This is a genomic window from Actinomadura geliboluensis, assembly GCF_043197915.1.
GTDB lineage: Bacteria > Actinomycetota > Actinomycetes > Streptosporangiales > Streptosporangiaceae > Spirillospora > Spirillospora geliboluensis.
The window spans coordinates 38,827-55,988 of the sequence record NZ_JBICUA010000006.1 but is presented as its reverse complement, the minus strand read 5'-3'; the positions used below and the strand labels follow the sequence as shown (position 1 = coordinate 55,988).

Below are 17,162 nucleotides of genomic sequence, written 5' to 3'. Positions count from 1 at the left end.
TCACAGCGGCTGGTGATCAAGCGCGGGTGACGCGACGGACGGAGTGATCGGATGCCGGATCCGCTGGAGCCGGGAGACCCCGAACGGATCGGGGAGTTCTGGCCGGCCGGGCGGCTGGGCGCCGGCGGGCAGGGGGTCGTCTACGACGCCTACGCCCCCGACGGGACGCGGGTGGCGGTCAAGGTGCTGCACGGGGCGCAGGAGTCGCCCAAGGAGCTGCAGGCGATGGCGGCCGAGGCCCGGGCGGCGCAGCGGGTCGCCTCGTTCTGCACGGCGCGGATCCTCCAGGTGCGGCTGGAGCCGCCGCGTCCCTACATCGTCAGCGAGTACATCGACGGGCTGAGCCTGCAGGCCGTCGTGCGGGGGACCGCCGACCGGGACGGGCGGCTGTTCGCCGGCGACGACCTGCACCGGCTCGGCATCGGGATCGCGACCGCGCTCACCGCCATCCACCGGGCCAAGGTCGTCCACCGGGACCTGAAACCGGGCAACGTGCTGCTCGGCCCGGACGGGCCGCGGCTGATCGACTTCGGGATCGCGCGGGTGCTGGACACCCGCTCGGCCGACGCCGGCACGTTCGCCGGGACGCTGCCCTACATGGCCCCCGAGGTGTACGCGGGACGGCAGGCCGGGGCCGAGGCCGACGTGTTCGCCTGGGGCGCGATCATGCTGTTCGCCGCGACCGGCGAGCACGCCTTCAAGGGCCTCACGCTGCCGGAGATCGCGCACCGCGTCCGCACGCACGAGCCCGACCTGGACGTGCTGCCGGAGACGCTGCGCCCGCTGGTCGGGGCCGCGCTGGCCAAGGAGCCGCTGGCCAGGCCGTCCGCGACGGAGATCCTCACCGCGCTGACCGGCGATCCGCGCGACGGCTCCGACCTGGTCGCCGCGGGGGCCGCGCAGGCCGTCCTGGAGGCCCGCTGGGAGCCGGGCGACCCCGCCCTCGGCAAGGTCGCCGAGGACGCCTATACCGCCCTGCCGCCCGCGGCGCAGCGGCTCGTTCCCGAGCTGTTCCTGCGGTTCGTGGTGCCGGGCGAGGACGGCGGTCTGACCACGCGCCCCATCCCGGAAGACGAGCTGTTCGACCGCCAGGACGACGCCGAGGCCCGGACCCTGCGCGAGGTGGTGCAGGCGTTCGGGCGGCTGCTGCTGATGTCGGGCGGCCAGTTCGTGCTGACCCGCCCGGCGCTGCTGCGGGCCTGGCCGCGGCTGCGGGGCTGGGTCGAGGCCGAGCGCGACGGCCTGCGCACGCACCACCGCATCCGCCAGGCCGCCCGCACCTGGGCCGAGCACGGCCGCCGCCGCGCCGACGTCCTGACCGGGGCGCACATGGACGAGGCCGTCCGCTGGGCCACCTCGGGCGCCCGGCGGCCCGCGCTGAGCCGCCTCGAACGGGACCTGCTGGACGCCAGCGCCCGCGCCCGGTACGCGCACAAGCGCCGCAACCGGGCGATCGCGGGCGTGCTGGCGGTGACCGCCGTGGTGGCGCTGGGCGCGACGGGATGGGCCGTCGACGCACAGCGGACGCGGAGCGAGGAGCGCGACATCGCAGCCTCGCGGCAGCTCGCCGCGCAGAGCCGGCAGTTCGCGGGCGCCCCGGAGACGGCGGCGCTGCTGGCCGTCGCCGCGCAGCGCGTCCACGAGACGCCGGAGAGCCGCGCCGCCCTCCTCGACGTCGTCACACGGTCCGGCCGGGGCGCGGTCGCCGGGTACGGGCCGAACCCGATCACGGTGGCGGCGGGCGGCGGGCGGCTCGCGTTCGGCAACGACGACGGCACGGTGGCGGTCTGGGACGTGAAGGCCCGCAAGCAGCTCGGAGCGCCGCTGCGGCTGCTGCCGGACGCCGACTACCGGGACGACCTCGTCCTCCCCGTGGCGCTGAGCCCCGACGGCCGGGTGCTGGCCGCCGCCGGCAGCAGGGGCAACCCCTCGGAGGCGCCGGGGGCCGCCGGTGACGTGGTCGGGGGCACCGTCCGGCTGTGGGACGTGACCACCGGCAAGCCGCTCGGCGACCTGCCCGTCGCCCATGCCTCCTCAGTGACCTTCTCCCCGGACGGCAAGACGCTGACCGTCATTGGCGCCGACGGAGTCACCGTCTGGGACGCGCAGACCCGCCGGCGCACACGCCTGGTGCCCTTCCCGCCGTCCTTCACCTATCAGCCCCGCTCCCACGAGGGCAGCAAGGCGGCCCTCAGCGCGGACACGGGAACAGCCGTCTTCGCCCTGCCCGGCGCACTGGAGATATGGGACGTGCACGCCGGCCACCGCAAAGGGACCATCCCCGGCCCGATCGATGAGGTCGCGCTAAGCCGGGACGGCCGGACCATCGCGGCACGGCACAACAAGACGATCCGGCTGCGCGACACAGGAAGCGGCCGGACGATCGGCACGCGCATCACCATGAAGACGGAGTACGTCCAGAGGCCACTGTTCACGCCCGACGGTAAGACCCTGCTCATCGGCACCGACATGTGGGACGTCGCGCGGGGCGTGCGCGCGGGGGCCATCAGCGGCACCGGCCAGGAGCAGGTCCTCGCGGGGGCCTTCACCGACGAGCGGACGCTGGTCACCGTCAGCGGCGTCGCCGGCCTGTCCGACAGCAAGAACGCCGTGCGGCTGTGGGACACGAAGGTCCATCAGCCGCTTCCCGGCCCCTTCGTCCCCGTCGAGAAGGCCGACGAGGTGATCCTCCCCGCGGCGAGCGGCGACGGGCGGGTCCTCGCGGTGGCCCACGCGCCCGGCGGCGCCGGCATCGCCTACGCGTCCTACAGCGCCGCGACCGGCGGACGCGTCGCCGGACCCGTCGGCCCGCCGCCGAACCTCGCCGACATCCTGGGGACGGCGATGGCCGTCAGCGCCGACGGGAAGAGCATCGCCTCGGGCAACACCTACGGCCAGATCTCCATGTGGTCCGGCGGCCGCTGGGCGGGGCCGTTCGAGGGCGGCCCGGGATCCATGCTCAACGTGATGGCGTTCAGCCCCGACGGCCGAACCCTCGCCACCGGCGGCGGCGCCCAGACCCAGATCTCGACGCCGGTCGTCGACGGCAAGGTGCAGCTGTGGGACGCCCGGACGGGCCGCATGCTCGCCGTGCTGGGGGACTCGTCCCAGCAGGTGGCCTCGCTCGCCTTCAGCCCGGACGGCCGCACGCTGGCGGCCGGGATGGGCGCGGCGGTGCACCTTTTCGACACCGCGAGCCGCCGCGACCTCGGCGTGCTCGACAACCCCTCCGGCTCGGCCACCGCGCTCGCCTTCAGCCGCGACGGCCGGACCCTCGCCACCGGCGGGAACGGGGCGGTCTCGCTCTGGGACGTCCGCACCCGGCAGTCGCGCGGTGCCCCCATCAGCGGCCACAACGGCCAGGTCACCTCCGCGGCCTTCGACGCTTCTGGCCGCACCCTCGCCACCGGCGGCGCCGACGGCACCGCCCTCCTCTGGGACGTCGCCAGCCACCGCCAGCTGGGCTCACCCCTCACCGGCCACACCAAGGCGGTGACCGCCGTGGCCTTCGACGCCGGGGACAAGACCCTCATGACGACCGACGGCGCCGCCGTCCTCCGCCACTGGAACATCGCCATGCCCGCGAACGCCACCGGCGCGGCCTGCGCCATCGCCGGCCGCTCCCTCACCCGCAAAGAATGGACGAAGTACGTTCCCTCCGGCGTCCCCTACCGGGCCATCTGCCCGACTTCCCGATAAGCCGGAAGAACGACAAGGCGGAAGAGAACGCATTCCATAAACCTATTGACCAGCGGTTGCCCCGCCGTGGAATATCAGGCGCCCACATTTTCCGGTGGGAGTCTTTCGTCGTGGTGGAGGTGCCTTGGACGGCTATATCGACGTGGTGCGGGAACGGGTGGTCGGTGATGGGTGCGAGGTGACCACCGAGGAGGTCGCCGGGGCTCCGGCCCTGGTCGCCTACCGGTCGAACTGGCGGGCGCTCTCCAAGATGCACCTGTTCACCGTCGTCGCGGAGAGGGAGAGCGTCGATGCCGCGACGCTGGAGCAGTTCACGCGCGAGGCGAGCCAGCTCGGGAAGAACCGCAAGGGGGCGATGCGCGGGGCGCAGTCGGGCGTCCTGGTGATCGCGGCGCTGGTCACGGAATACGCGGACGAGCCCGCCAAGGTGGTGGCGAGCAAGCCGTTCCGGCAGGGAACCGGCGGATTCGCCGCGCTCGTCCAGCCGGCGGTGGTCGACCTGACCGAGAAAAGCGTCTACTCGTTCCGGGGACGCAGGATCTGGGGCGCGCTGCTCGCCTCGTACCTTCGCAAGAAGAACATGTTGTACCTGCCGGACCCGCAGTAGCGAGCGCTGGGGGACGGGCGCCTCGCCCGTCCCCCAGTGGCGCGGGTCATTCGTGGGAGACCTTCATGGTGATCGAGCCGTCCCTGTTCAGCCTGGGGCTGAACGTGATGCCGTTGTAGGTCACGCTGGAGTTGGAGCGCGAGGCGTTCATCGAGCTGGACATCACGGTGCCCTGGCCCCGGCTGCTGAGGGTGATCCGGTTCTCGTCGACCCTGATGCGGATCGGCGCCATGCCGTACTTCTTGTCGAGCTTGATCACCTGGCCGTCGCGGACCTTGACCTCGCAGTCGGCGTCCGCGCACTCCTTGAGCTCCTTGGCGTGCTTGCCGTCCTTGCCGTCCTTGGTGTCCTTGGTGGACGGCTTGGATTCCGGCGGAGCGGCCTCCGACGGCTGCTCCGCGGCGGGCGGGGCCGCCTGCGACGGCTCCTCCGCCTCGGACGGCGGTGCCGCGTCGGACGGCTCGTCCGCCGCGGGCTGGTCGGCGGCGGGCTGTTCCGCCGCGGGTGGTTGGGCCACCGCGGGCGGGGCCGGGTCGGGTGCGGGCGGCGGCGCCGCGGCCGCGGCGGCGGCGATGCCGGCGGTGAGCGCCACCGAGGCGGCGGCGGTCGTGGTGAGCAGGCCGAGAATCCTTGTCGACATCCTCTGGTCTCCTGGATAGGTGACTTCGATCTGTCACTGATCCACTACCCAGAGTGATCAAGTGGGGAAACCTGGTCAGCGCCGCTCGTCCACCAGGAGCGTCTGCAGGGCCCGGCCGATCTCGCCGGAGCGGTCCGCGAGGGTCGCCTGGCAGAGGGCGCTGCCGCCGGCGCTGGCGTCCAGCGACGCGGCCATGCACAGCCACTCGCCGACCGGGTCGCGGTGCAGCGCGACGGTCAGGTCCGTGTTGATGATCAGCCATTTGCCGAGGTCGAGCTGGCTGCCGATGCCGGACGCGCTGTCGGCCAGCGTGAGCGCCCGGACGAGCGGCGTGTCGGGCTCGCCGGCGACCAGCGGGACGCGGGCGCGGGCCCACGTGGTGCCGGGGCCCGGCTGCCCGAAGTCGCCCGCGACCGGCCGCCACTCCATCGCGGACAGGTAGCCGTCCATGTGCAGGTCGCGCCATGCCTCGAACGGCGGCGTCGCGGCGGGGAGGGCCGGCGGGGCGGGCGCGTGCGTGACCGAGTCCAGGTGGGACGGGGCCGCCATGATCCGCCAGGCGGCGGCGCGGACGACCGTCCGGCCCTCGTGGGCGATCTCGCCTTCGAGCAGCGTGATCCGCTTGCCGGGCCGGACGGTCCGGACGCGGACGACCAGCTCGGCGACCGGGACGGGGCTCATGATCTCGACCGTCACGCGGGCCACCCGGGTGCCGGGGACGGGATCGTGCCGCTCGAACGCCCGGCCGATCAGGCCCGACACCGGACCGCCGTGCTGGAGGCCCGGCGACCAGGGCCCGGCGGTGGCGACCGTGCTGGCGAACCGGCCGTCGCCCAGCGGCTCGTAGAACGCCTCGGCGGGCACGTCCTCGGTCATGCGGCTCCCTCCCACGTCCACTAGAAGATTATTCTAGTGGCGGGGCGTCAGGCGCAAAGCTTGGAGGTCGCGGTGCCCGTCTCCACCTCGGGGGACGCCGACGGCGACGCGCTCGGCGACACCTTCACCTTCTCCACGCCGTCCCAGTCCGCGCCGACCATGACCTGCACGCGGGAGCCGAGCGAGCTCACCTTCTTCAGCTTGGCGCCCGGGATCGCCGCGGCCAGCGTCTTCGCCGAGTCGGCCCGGTCGGGGCCGTACTGGATCTGCGTCGTCTGCAGGCCGCGCCGCGCGACGCCCGGCGCGACCGTCACCTTGAAGCCGGCGTCGCGCAACTGGCCGCCCGCCTTCGTCGCGAGGCCCGGGGTGCCGATCGCGTTCAGCACGCGGACCGAGATCTCGTCCGGCGGCACGGTCAGCTCGTCCTCGGGCTTCTCCGTCGGCGTCGCGCTCGGCTTCGGCGTCTCCTTGGCCACCGGCTGGTCGCGCCTGATCCGGGTGAACAGGTCCTGCGCCTTCCCCCGGTCCCACTGGACGGTCGACTGCGGGGTCGGCGCGTTCCACAGCACGGCGTTGTAGTCCGGATTGGCGAGCGGCACCTTCGCGAACGTGAGGTCGTCGGTCGACAGGTTCTTCATCTGGTCGGCGAGCTTCGGCAGCTTGTCGGCCAGCTTGTCGTCCACGCGCAGCGACTTCAGCGCCGCGTTCAGGAACTTCGTCGACTTCACCGGGTCGCCGAGCGTCTTCGTCGACAGCGCCTGCTTCATCATCGCCGCCATGAACTGCTGCTGCCGGTCGATGCGGCCGAGGTCGCTGCCGCCCGTCAGCGTGTAGCGGGCGCGGGCGAACGCGAGCGCCTTCAGGCCGTCCACGTGGGACTTGCCGGCGGGCAGCTTCAACCCGCTCTTCGGGTCGTTCACGGCCTCCTCGGTGCACACGTCCACGCCGCCGAGCGCGTCCACCATGTGCACGAAGCCGAAGAAGTTCACCTCGACGTAGTGGTCGATGGACACGCCCGTCGCCTGCTTGACCGTGCTGACCGTGAGGTCGGGCCCGCCGAACTGGTACGCCCAGGTCAGCTTGCCCGGACGGGCCGGCACCCGCGCCCCCTTCGCGCCCTCCGACCCGTTCGACTTGTGCGCCGGGATCGTGACGTAGGAGTCGCGCGGCAGGCTGACGACCGACACCCGGTCGTGGTCACGGGACACGTGCACCAGCAGCATCGTGTCGGAGCGCTCGCCCTGGTCGTGCCCGAGCTTGGCCGCCTTCTGCTGCTCCTTCGTCAGCCCCTGGCGCCGGTCGACGCCCGCGACGAGGATCGTCATCGCGCCCTTCGGGCCGTCGCCGCCCTTGCCGAGCCCGTTCACCGACACCTTGTCGATCATGCCGGTGACGTAGTTCTGGAACGCCCACGCGCCACCCGAGGTCAGCAGCACGAACACCGACATCGTGCCGGTCAGGGTGAGGAAGCGCTTCTGCCGGCGGGCGCTCATCGCCGCGCGCGGGCTCAGCCCGCGGCCGGGCCGACGCGGCCCGCGAGGGCCGTCGACCGACACCCGCGGCGCCGGCATCCCGTCGATCGTGACGCCCTCGATGCCGTCGCCGGCGTCGCCGTCCGGCGCCGGGTGGGAGCCCGGCCGCGGCCGGAAGTAGCGCTCCAGCGGGTCGGGCTCCGGCGAGCGAGGGCCGCCGCGACCCGAATCGTGCCCGTCTGCCATGCCGGCCGCCGCCTCCCGAAGATCACGTTCCGCCGTGGGTCCCCACCACTCTAAAGTGGGGGACACCCGTCCGTTCGCTACCTGGACCTCGTGTCCTTGCAGTAACGTGGCGCCGTCTTGACCACACCCCGGCGGCCCGCACGCGAACCTGGGTGGCGTGGGCTGCGTCAGGCAAGCGAGCAAGAGAGAGGAAGGGGCGCCCGCCTCCGGAATCCGGACGGCGCGCGTCCGCGAGCCCACATGAATTCGTCTCCCCGTGCCCATCGCGCCACGAACCAGGAAACCCGCTACGCCGTGAAGACCCGTCCCGACTCCGGTGAACGCACCTGGCCCGCGGTCTCTGTGGTGATGCCCGTCCTCAACGAGGAACGGCACCTCGCCGAGGCCGTGGGCGGCATCCTGACCCAGGAGTACCCCGGCGAGCTGGAACTCGTGCTCGCGATCGGGCCGTCCCGCGACCGCACCGAGGAGATCGCCCGGAAGCTGGCCGCCGAGGACCCGCGCGTCCTCGTCGTCGCCAACCCCACCGGGCGCACCCCGCAGGGCCTCAACATCGCGATCAAGGCCTCGCAGTACTCGATCATCGTCCGGGTGGACGGGCACTCGCTGCTGCCCGCCGACTACGTCCGCGCCGCGGTCGAGACGATGGAGGAGACCGGCGCCGACAACGTCGGCGGCATCATGGCGGCGGAGGGCGTCACGCCCTTCGAGAAGGCCGTGGCGCGCGCGATGACGTCCAAGCTCGGCGTCGGCAACGCCCGGTTCCACACCGGCGGCGAGGCCGGCGAGGTCGAGACCGTCTACCTCGGCACGTTCCGCCGCAGCGCGCTGGAGCGGGTCGGCGGCTACGACGAGACGTTCGTCCGCGCGCAGGACTGGGAGATGAACCACCGCATCCGGGAGACCGGCGGCCGGATCTTCTTCACCCCGCGGATGCGGGTCACCTACCGGCCCCGCCCGAACCTGCGGGCCCTCGCCAAGCAGTACTTCCACACCGGGCGCTGGCGGCGCGTCGTCGGCCGCGAGCACCAGGGGACGCTGAACCTGCGCTACCTGGCGCCGCCGATCGCGGTGGTCGCGATGGCGGCGGGCGCGATCGCCGGGGCGTTCGGGTTCTGGCCCGGCTGGCTGCTGCCCGGCGGCTACGCGGCCGCGATGATCGCGGGCGCCGCCGTGGAGGGCCGCGGGCTGCCGCTCGCCGCCTGGGTCCGGCTGCCGCTGGTGTTCGCCACGATGCACGTGACCTGGGGCGTCGGGTTCCTGACGAGCCCGCCGCGGCTCGGCCAGCCGACCCCGGTGAAACCCGGCGAAAGCGTCCAGTAACGGGCAGACGGCATATCCATCGCCGAACCGACGTGCAATGCTGTGCGTCTCAGGGTTAGGTTCGACGGGATCTCGCCCGCGAACCTCGGGCCCTGGAGGGTGGACATGTCCAACGGAGCACGCCACGGCCTCGGCGTGTTGGTCGGTCTCGTCGTGACGCCGGCGATCGCCGCGTGCCTGATGTACGGGACGAACAAGCTGCGCCTGGTCCTCACCCTCGGCTACGCCAGATTCCAGAGCTACCACGGCAAGGAGATGTGGATCGGCGCCGGACTGGTCCTGCTGGTGGGGATCATGCTCGGCCTGGTGAGCGGCAGCCGGCTGTCGCCGCTCGCCTCGCTCGTCCCCGGCGCCCTCTTCACGGTCGTCGGCCTCATCTGGTTCGCGTCGCCCCGCTGGGCCGTGCTCCACCCCGGGCCGGACGTGCTGCCGCGCGACCTGGGCCTCGGCTACACCACGCTCGGCTCGCTCGGCGTCTTCTTCATGCTCGGCGTGATGCTCCTCGTGGCGTCGCTGGCGCCGTCCCGCTGGAAGGCCCGCACCTCCGCGGGCGCCGCACCGCACTTCGCCGGCCCGCCGCCCGCCCCGATGGGCCCGCCGATGCCCGGCGCCGCGCACCCCATGCCCGGCGCTCCGGCGCCCATGGGCGCCCCGGCGCAGAGCCCGTCCTGGCAGGGCGCGCCCCAGCCCCAGTTCGGCCAGCCGCCCGCGCAGCCCGCCTCGTCCGGCCCGCCGCCGCTCCCGGCGTCGCCGCCGCCCGCCCGGGAGAAGAAGGCGGAGCCGTCCGCCGACGACGAGGACGACGGCGGCCCCGGCGAGTGGACCCGCATGTACGGCGGCAACAAGTAGCTAGACGGCCGCGAGGACGCCGGGGACGTCGTTGACCACCATCGCGTCGAACCCGGCCTCCGCGTAGGTCGGCGCCGCCTCCGCGGACGGGCACCAGGCGATCGTCTCCAGGCCCGCCTTGTGGGCGACGTCCACGCAGTGCTCCAGCGGGCGCAGCCGCGTGTCGGGGTGCTCGATCCCGCACGACCCGGTGTGGACGGCGACGACGTCCAGCCCCAGCCCGGCGGCGGCCGGGACGGCGTGCCACAGCGGGAAGCGCAGCCACGTCAGCAGCCCCAGCGGGACGCCCGGCAGCTCCTCGCGCAGGAACATCAGCAGCGACGGGTCGAACGAGGTGACGAGCAACTGGCGCCGCTTCGCCTCCCGGCGCAGGACCGGGGCGAGCAGCGCGCCGGTGCGGCGGGACGGCTCGTCCAGCGCGTCCTCCAGGACGGTCTTGACGTCCACGTCCACCGCGACGTCCGCCGGTAGCGCGTCGAGGATCTCGGTGAGCAGCGGCAGCCCGCTGTCCGTGGCGGGCAGGTCGACCAGGTGGTCGCCCTCCACGGTCGTCGGGTCGTGCCGCAGGACGAGGTGGTCGTCGGCGGTCCGGGTCACGTCGATCTCGACCCAGGGCCCGCCGGGGGCGTCGCGGAGCGCGTCGGCGGCGGCGAGCAGCGACGGCAGCGTGTTCTCGGCGACCGGCATGACCGCACCCGGCGGCAGCAGATCGCCCGACCCGTACCCGCGATGCCCGATGACGGTGGGGGATTTCTCGAAGATCAAGAGTTCACCTGCCTTCTGGGGGTGGAGGCCCCGTCTTTGGGGGTGAGGAGGCGACATTTGCAAACGGCCATGTTCTGTCGGCCCTCCCCGCTAGCTTGGTGCGCATGCCTCGTTACCGTCTGCAGCCGACGCCGGCCCAGGAGGCCGGGCTGTTGGAGCATTGCGGGCACGCCCGGTTCGTGTGGAACCTCGCTGTCGAGCAGCACGGCCACTGGCGGCTGGGCCGCAGGGGTGCGCCGGGGTTCGCCGAGCAGTGCCGCCAGCTCACCGAGGCGCGCGCCGCGTTCGCGTGGTTGCGGGCCGGGTCGGTGATCGTCCAGCAGCAGGCCCTCAAGGACTTCGCTCAGGCCATGGCGAACTTCTTCGCCAGTACCCACCGCCGGCCGACCTGGCGCAAGGCCGGGCGGCACGAAGGGTTCCGGGTCGTCGGTCAGCGCGGCCTGCATTGGGACGTGCGGCGCCTGTCGCGCAGGACCGGTGAGGTGCGGATCCCGAAGGTGGGGTGGGTGCGGTTCCGCTGGTCCCGGCCCGTCCCCGGCGGCGTGAAGTCGTTCCGTGTCACCCGTGACCGTGCCGGACGCTGGCATGTGGCCTTCGCGCACATCCCCGCCCCGATTCCGGCACCGGGCAACGGGCAGGCGGTGGGGGTGGACCGTGGCGTGACCGTGTCGGCCGCGCTGTCCACCGGCGAACTCCTGCACGGTCCTTCCCTCACCGCCTGGGAGGCAGAGCGGTTGCGTCGGCTCCAGCGCAAGCTCGCGCGCGCGAAACGGGGTTCGAACCGACGCGCGCACCTCAGAGCCCTCATCGCGCGGCTCAGAGCGCGGGAGGCCGACCGGCGCCGCGACTGGGTGGAGAAGACCACCACCCGCCTGGCCACCGGCTTCGATCTGATCGCGGTCGAGGACTTGAACGTGCGGGGCATGACTCGGTCCGCCAAGGGCACCCTCGGTGCGCCTGGTACGGGCGTGCGGGCCAAGGCCGGTCTCAACCGGGCGATCCTTGCCGCCGGGTGGGGGCGGCTCGTCCAGCGGCTGGAGCACAAAGCCCCCGGCCGCCTCATCAAGGTCGATCCGCGCTACACCTCGCAGACGTGCCATGCCTGCGGGCACCGCGCCCCGGAAAACCGCGAGAGCCAAGCGGTGTTCCGGTGCGTGGCCTGCGGGCACCGGGCCAACGCCGACATCAACGCCGCCCGCAACATCCAAACCATCGCACGCAACATCCAAGACACCGCCGTGGGACGCACGGTGGCAGCGCGGGGAGCCCTCCAGCCACCAGGCGGGGCAACGAACCGCGAACCTCAACCCGACCTCCTCTCAGCGTGAGGAACGGTTGGAATCCTCCGCCCTCCGGCTGGGGGAGGACGTCAACTCGGTGGCGAGATGTTCGGCGACGACGGCGTCGAGGGGCTGGGTGACCTTGAGGTTTCGCTCGCTGCCCTCGACCACGCGGATGGGGACGTCCGGCAGGTAGCGGTGCACGATGCCGCAGTCGTCGGTGGCGCGCAGCGCGGGGTCGGCGAGCGCCAGCTCGTACGCCTTGCGGATGGTGCCGAGCCGGAAGCCCTGGGGGGTCTGGAAACGGCTCAGCGTCTCGCGGGGCGGCATCGAGGCGACCACGCCGTCCGCCACCACCACGATCGTGTCGGACGACGGGACCCCGACGGCGACGGCCTCGTGGTCGTCGAGGGCGGCCAGCACGCGGTCGATGACCGGGCGGTCGACGAAGGGCCGGGCCGCGTCGTGGAACAGGACGCGGACGTCGTCGGGGCGCCCGTCCAGCACGCGCAGCGCCGCGACCGTCGACGCGGTGCGGGTGTCGCCGCCCTCGATGACGGCGGCGGTCTTGGAGAAGGGCGCGGCGATCGCGGCGGCGTCGCGCAGGTGGCCGGCCGCCATCACGACCACGACCTCGTCCACGCCGGGATGGGCGTCGAAGGCGCCGACCGCGTGCGCCAGGATGGGCCGCCCGCCGACCTCGATGAGCTGCTTGGGGCGCCCCGCGCCCATGCGCTCGCCGACCCCGCCGGCGAGCACCACCGCAACCGTCCGCGCCGCCATGTCCTTCGATCCTCCGACAGGTCTCCCCGGCACCCGTTCCCGGCATCACCGGCCATGCTCAACGTACCGGACGGCCCCCGGGGCGGGACGGAAGAAGCGGCCCGCCCGCCCGATCGCGCGGGATCGAGTATGGTTACCTCGCCGTGCAGGGCTCAGTGCAGGCGGTACCGGCACCGCCGCTCCGCCGCGGCGGCGCCCGCGCGCCGCGCTCCCGCCGAGGGCCCGGCCCCGGTTCGCGCGCGCCGCGCCGACCGCCTACTTTGGCGTCCTGACCCGGCGGCGGGAACGCCGCCGCGCGCGGACCCGTTCGACCTGTGAGGAAAGAGGAAGCATGATCGGCATGGTGCTGGCGGCGGGTGCGGGCCGGAGGCTGCGGCCCTACACCGACACCCTCCCCAAGGCCCTGGTCCCGGTGGACGGCGAGACCACCATCCTGGACATCGCCCTCCGCAACCTCGCCGAGGTCGGGCTGACGGACGTCGTCATCGTCGTCGGCTACTGCGCGGGCGCGGTCGAGGAGCGCAAGGCCGCCCTTGAGGAGCGGTACGGCGTGAGCATCACGCTGGTTCACAACGACAAGGCCGAGGAGTGGAACAACGCCTACTCCATGTGGCTGGCTCGGGAGCACTTCTCCAAGGGCGTCCTCATGGTCAACGGCGACACGGTCCATCCGGTGAGCGTCGAGAAGACGCTACTGGCGAACCGCGGGCCGGACATCCTCCTCGCGGTGGACGACGTGAAAACTCTCGCCGACGAGGAGATGAAGGTCATCCTCGACGGTGCGGGCCACCTGAAGACCATCACCAAGCTGATGGACCCGTCCGCCGCCGGCGGCGAGTACATCGGCGCCACCCTGATCGAGCCCGCCGCCGCCGGGCCGCTGGCCGACGCGCTCAAGGCCACCTGGGAGCGCGACCCCGACCTCTACTACGAGGACGGCTACCAGGAGCACGTGAACCGCGGCGGCGTCATCGGCGTCGCGCCGATCGGCGACGTGGCGTGGGTCGAGGTGGACAACCACGACGACCTGGAGAAGGCCCGCGGCATCGCCAAGGGTTACTGACCCGGCGGTACTCCCGGACACGCAGACCCCCGGACGACGCGGATCCCGGCGAAGCAGGCCCCGGAACCAGGCGCCCGACCCCGAGCGAGGAGGCTCATGCCCCTGCTGACGCGGATGCTCAACGCGCCGCTCTCCATCGACGTGCGGCGCGGTGCCGTCGCGGCCCTCGGCGAACTGCTCGCCGACCGGCGGATCGTCACCGAGGGACGGGTGGCGATCGCCGTCGGCCCCGGCCAGGGCGACCAGATCGCCGAGCAGGTACGGCCGTCCCTGTCGGCCTGCGACGTGTTCCAGGTCGAGGGCGGCACCGTGGACGCCGCGGTCGCGCTGGGGTCCAAGCTGCGCGCCGGCTCCTACGAGGCCGTCGTCGGCATCGGCGGCGGCCGGACGATCGACGCCACCAAGTACGCGGCGACGCTGTCGGGCATCCCGATGGTGTCGGTCGCGACGAACCTGTCCCACGACGGCATCTGCTCGCCGGTCGCCTCGCTCGTCCACGACGGCGGCAAGGGCTCGTTCGGCGTGGTGATGCCGCTCGCGATGGTCGTCGACCTCGACTACGTGCACGCCGCGCCCGCCCGGCTGATCCGCGCCGGGATCGGCGACGTGGTGAGCAACTTCTCCGCGGTGGACGACTGGCTGCTCGCCGCCGAGCAGTGCGGCGAGCGGGTCGACCGGATGGCGCTGACCGTGGCGCGCACCGCCGCCGAGGCGCTGCTGCACCAGCCCGGCTCGATCGAGGACGACCGGTTCCTCACCGTCCTCGCCGAGAGCCTGGTGCTGTCGGGGATGTCGATGGCGTTCGCCGGCGACTCCCGGCCGGCGAGCGGCGGCGACCACGAGATCCTGCACGCCATCGACCAGCTGTTCCCCGACACCGCGAACCACGGGGAGCTCGCCGGGATCGGCACGGCGTTCTGCTACCACCTGCGCTCCACCCGCCTCGGCGTGGGCGGGGAGCGGCTGCACGAGATCCTCGACTGCCTCGCCCGGCACGGCCTGCCCCGCCTGCCGGGCGACATCGGGCTCAGCGTCGAGCAGTTCAGCGAGGCCGTGCGGCTCGCGCCGCAGACCCGGCCCGGCCGCTACACCATCTTGGAATACCTCGATCTCGACGAGGGCGAGACCCGCAAGGCGGTGGAAGAGTATGTCCAGGCCCATGGAGGCTGAGCTCCCGGGGCAGAACGACTCCGCGGCACCGCCCGGCGACGGCGACCACCGGCCGCACCGCAAAGGAGCCAAGGTCGCCGACGTCCGCCGGTACGGGCAGCCTCCCGGCCTGAAGGACCGGCGCAACGAGGAGCACTGGGCGGGCCGCCTCTACATGCGGGCCCTGTCGCCCTACTTCGGGTGGCTGGCGCTGCGGCTCGGCTTCAGCCCGAACCAGCTGACGTACCTGATGATGGCGAGCGGCGTCATCGCCGGCGTCGTCGTGTCGCTGCCCGCGCCCGAGCTGTGGACGGCGATCGGCGGCGCCGTCCTCATCCAGGTCTACCTGCTGCTCGACTGCGTGGACGGCGAGGTCGCCCGCTACCTGCGGCAGACCTCGGTCGCCGGGGTGTTCCTCGACCGCATCGGCCACTACCTGTCCGAGGTCTCGCTGCTGATCGGGCTCGGCTTCATGGCGCAGGGCGGCTGGAAGAACGGCGGCTGGGTGGAGCTCGGCCTCGTCGCCGCGCTCGGCGCCGCGCTGATCAAGGCGGAGACCGACAACGTCGTCGTCGCGCGGGCGAAGTCGGGGCTCGCCGCCGACCCGACCGGCGGCGACCGGGCGCTGCGGCCCCGCTCCACCGGCATCGCGCTCGCCCGGCAGGCGGCGTCGATGCTGCGCTTCCACCGGATCATCGGGGCGGTCGAGCTGTCGCTGCTGATCCTCGCGGCGGCCGTGCTCGACACCGTGCTCGGCACCGAGACCCCCGCCGCGGTCCGCGTCCTCACGGTCGCGGTGGCCGCCGTCGCGGTGCTGCAGACCCTGCTCCACCTCGTCAGCATCCTGGCCTCCCGGAGGCTGAAGTGAAACTCAGCGTCGTCGTCCTGACGATGGGCAACCGGCCGGCGGAGCTGGCCCGCGCCGTCAGCAGCGCCCTGGAGCAGGAGCACGTGGACGTCGAGGTCGTCCTCGTCGGCAACGGCGTCGACCCGGTCGGCGACCGCGCGGGCGTCGCGCCGTTCGACGACGAGCGCGTCAAGACCCTCACCCTCCCCACGAACCTCGGCATCCCGGGCGGGCGCAACCGGGGCGTGGAGGCGTCCTGCGGCGACGTCGTCCTGTTCCTGGACGACGACGGCTGGTACCGCTCCCCCCGCCTCGGCGTGCACCTGCGCGACCGGTTCTCCGCCGAGCCAGACCTCGGCGTCGTCTCGTTCCGCGTCCGCGACCCCGAGGGCGGGCGCGGCGAGCGCCGGCACGTGCCGCGGCTGCGCGCCGGCGACCCGGAGCGCTCGTCCCCGGTCACGACGTTCCTCGGCGGCGCCTGCGCGATCCGGCGGGCGGCGTTCGACGCGGGCGGCGGCCTCCCCGAGGACTTCTTCTACGCCCACGAGGAGACCGACCTCGCCTGGCAGATCCTCAACGCGGGCTACCGCATCGTCTACGACGCGTCCGCGGTGATGTTCCACCCGGCGGTGCTGCCGACGCGGCACGACATGTTCTACCGCTACAACGCCCGCAACCGGGTCTGGCTGGCGCGCCGCAACCTGCCGTGGCCGCTGGCGCTCACCTACCTCGCCGTGTGGGTCGGCATGACCGTCCTGCGCGAGCGCAGGCCGAGCGCGCTCAAGCCGTGGTTCAAGGGCTTCCTGGAGGGCTGGCGCAAGTCGGCCGGGCCCCGCCGCCCGATCTCCTACCGCACCGCCTGGCGGATGACGCGGACGGGCCGCCCGCCCATCATCTAGGGGCGGTTCATCTGGGTGCGGTGACCGCGGCCAGGATGAGGTGCGTGAGTTCGGCGGTGATGTCGTCGAGCGGGACGTCCTGGTCGCGGGCGGACCAGTGGTGGACGAGGTTGTTGACGGCCCCGATCACGGCGATCATCGTGAGCCGGTGGTCGCGGTCGGCGGCCTCGCCGCGCTCGACCGCCTCCCGGGTCATCGTGAGCAGGGTGTCCTCCCACCGGCCGCGCCAGCCGAAGCGGTGCCGTTCCAGGTCCGCGCTGACGCCGATGACCTCGACGAACGCGATGCGGGCCCAGCGCGGGTCGCTGGCGGTGACGGTGACGAACGCGCGGACGGCCCGCTCGACCCGGGTGGGGAGGTCGGCCTCGGCCGCGCCGGCGTAGGCGTCGGCGAGGGCCTGCGCGGCGCGCTCGTTGATGGCGGTGTGGAGCGCGGTGAGGAGTTCCTCGCGTCCGGAGAACTCCTCGTAGAAGTTGCGGGTCGACACGCTCGCGGTCGCGCACAGCCGCTCGATGGAGGTCGCGGCGTAGCCGCGGGTGCCGAACAGTTCGAGCCCGGCGGCGAGCAGGCGCTCCCGCCGCTCGGCGCGGCGCTCCTCCGCGGACCGGCCGCCGTAGCTGCGCCTGGGTGCGGGATTCCGGCCGCTCATTGGTCTCCGTTCACC

The 17,162-nt window shown here is 73.1% G+C and carries 15 protein-coding genes; 9 read left to right on the top strand and 6 right to left on the bottom strand.

From position 1 onward, the window contains the following. Positions 1-51: 51 nt before the first annotated feature. Both ACGFI1_RS20255 and ACGFI1_RS20250 read left to right on the top strand, forming a co-directional pair. Entirely contained in the window at positions 52-3,699 is a 3,648-nt protein-coding gene (locus ACGFI1_RS20255) for a protein kinase domain-containing protein (RefSeq protein WP_392787036.1), read from the top strand. Positions 3,700-3,823: 124 nt separating this feature from the next. Beyond that, the gene (locus ACGFI1_RS20250; protein WP_392787032.1) at positions 3,824-4,306 is read left to right on the top strand and encodes a hypothetical protein; all 483 of its coding nucleotides are present in this window, start codon (positions 3,824-3,826) and stop codon (positions 4,304-4,306) included. A 46-nt stretch (positions 4,307-4,352) separates the two neighbouring features. On the opposite strand, the gene ACGFI1_RS20245 is transcribed toward ACGFI1_RS20250, so the two are convergent. The 3 genes from ACGFI1_RS20245 to ACGFI1_RS20235 form a co-directional block, all read right to left on the bottom strand. Then, the gene (locus ACGFI1_RS20245; protein ID WP_386873632.1) at positions 4,353-4,946 is read right to left on the bottom strand and encodes a hypothetical protein; all 594 of its coding nucleotides are present in this window, start codon (positions 4,944-4,946) and stop codon (positions 4,353-4,355) included. 75 nt (positions 4,947-5,021) lie between these two features. Beyond that, the gene (locus tag ACGFI1_RS20240; protein ID WP_392787029.1) at positions 5,022-5,822 is read right to left on the bottom strand and encodes a thioesterase family protein; all 801 of its coding nucleotides are present in this window, start codon (positions 5,820-5,822) and stop codon (positions 5,022-5,024) included. 47 nt (positions 5,823-5,869) lie between these two features. Continuing rightward, on the bottom strand, positions 5,870-7,540 hold the full coding sequence (locus ACGFI1_RS20235) for an LCP family protein (protein ID WP_392787027.1): 1,671 nt from the start codon (positions 7,538-7,540) through the stop codon (positions 5,870-5,872). Positions 7,541-7,780: 240 nt separating this feature from the next. On the opposite strand from ACGFI1_RS20235, the gene ACGFI1_RS20230 reads away from it, so the two are divergent. Then, positions 7,781-8,863: a glycosyltransferase family 2 protein gene (locus tag ACGFI1_RS20230; protein WP_387077204.1), complete on the top strand. Its 1,083-nt coding sequence runs from the start codon at positions 7,781-7,783 to the stop codon at positions 8,861-8,863. A 105-nt stretch (positions 8,864-8,968) separates the two neighbouring features. Continuing rightward, positions 8,969-9,712 carry a hypothetical protein gene (locus tag ACGFI1_RS20225; protein WP_392732528.1) on the top strand — a complete coding sequence of 248 codons (744 nt, stop codon included), beginning with the start codon at positions 8,969-8,971 and terminating at the stop codon, positions 9,710-9,712. Here ACGFI1_RS20225 and ACGFI1_RS20220 read toward each other — a convergent pair whose 3' ends face one another. After that, a complete protein-coding gene (locus tag ACGFI1_RS20220; RefSeq protein ID WP_392732527.1) occupies positions 9,713-10,477 on the bottom strand; it encodes a glycerophosphodiester phosphodiesterase in 765 nt (254 codons plus the stop codon). Positions 10,478-10,581: 104 nt separating this feature from the next. On the opposite strand from ACGFI1_RS20220, the gene ACGFI1_RS20215 reads away from it, so the two are divergent. Continuing rightward, positions 10,582-11,805: an RNA-guided endonuclease InsQ/TnpB family protein gene (locus tag ACGFI1_RS20215; protein ID WP_392787023.1), complete on the top strand. Its 1,224-nt coding sequence runs from the start codon at positions 10,582-10,584 to the stop codon at positions 11,803-11,805. Here ACGFI1_RS20215 and ispD read toward each other — a convergent pair. Further along, positions 11,797-12,540: a 2-C-methyl-D-erythritol 4-phosphate cytidylyltransferase gene (ispD, locus tag ACGFI1_RS20210; protein ID WP_387077213.1), complete on the bottom strand. Its 744-nt coding sequence runs from the start codon at positions 12,538-12,540 to the stop codon at positions 11,797-11,799. The two genes, ACGFI1_RS20215 and ispD, sit on opposite strands and share 9 nt — an antisense overlap. A 331-nt stretch (positions 12,541-12,871) precedes the next feature. Between ispD and ACGFI1_RS20205 the strand changes: the two genes are divergently transcribed. The 4 genes from ACGFI1_RS20205 to ACGFI1_RS20190 all read left to right on the top strand — a co-directional run bounded on the left by ACGFI1_RS20205 (position 12,872) and on the right by ACGFI1_RS20190 (position 16,498). Then, the gene (locus ACGFI1_RS20205) at positions 12,872-13,603 is read left to right on the top strand and encodes a phosphocholine cytidylyltransferase family protein (RefSeq protein ID WP_138640143.1); all 732 of its coding nucleotides are present in this window, start codon (positions 12,872-12,874) and stop codon (positions 13,601-13,603) included. A gap of 114 nt (positions 13,604-13,717) precedes the next feature. Continuing rightward, positions 13,718-14,773 (top strand): iron-containing alcohol dehydrogenase family protein, encoded by a 1,056-nt coding sequence (locus tag ACGFI1_RS20200; RefSeq protein ID WP_392787524.1) that lies wholly within the window; start codon positions 13,718-13,720, stop codon positions 14,771-14,773. Then, a complete protein-coding gene (locus tag ACGFI1_RS20195; RefSeq protein ID WP_138640141.1) occupies positions 14,763-15,620 on the top strand; it encodes a CDP-alcohol phosphatidyltransferase family protein in 858 nt (285 codons plus the stop codon). Before ACGFI1_RS20200 ends, ACGFI1_RS20195 begins: the two co-directional genes overlap by 11 nt. A 23-nt stretch (positions 15,621-15,643) precedes the next feature. Beyond that, positions 15,644-16,498 (top strand): glycosyltransferase family 2 protein, encoded by an 855-nt coding sequence (locus ACGFI1_RS20190; protein ID WP_138640150.1) that lies wholly within the window; start codon positions 15,644-15,646, stop codon positions 16,496-16,498. Between the two features lie 7 nt (positions 16,499-16,505). Here the strand turns inward: ACGFI1_RS20190 and ACGFI1_RS20185 are convergent, their stop codons facing one another. Next, the gene (locus tag ACGFI1_RS20185) at positions 16,506-17,147 is read right to left on the bottom strand and encodes a TetR/AcrR family transcriptional regulator (protein WP_387077216.1); all 642 of its coding nucleotides are present in this window, start codon (positions 17,145-17,147) and stop codon (positions 16,506-16,508) included. Positions 17,148-17,162: the final 15 nt, after the last annotated feature.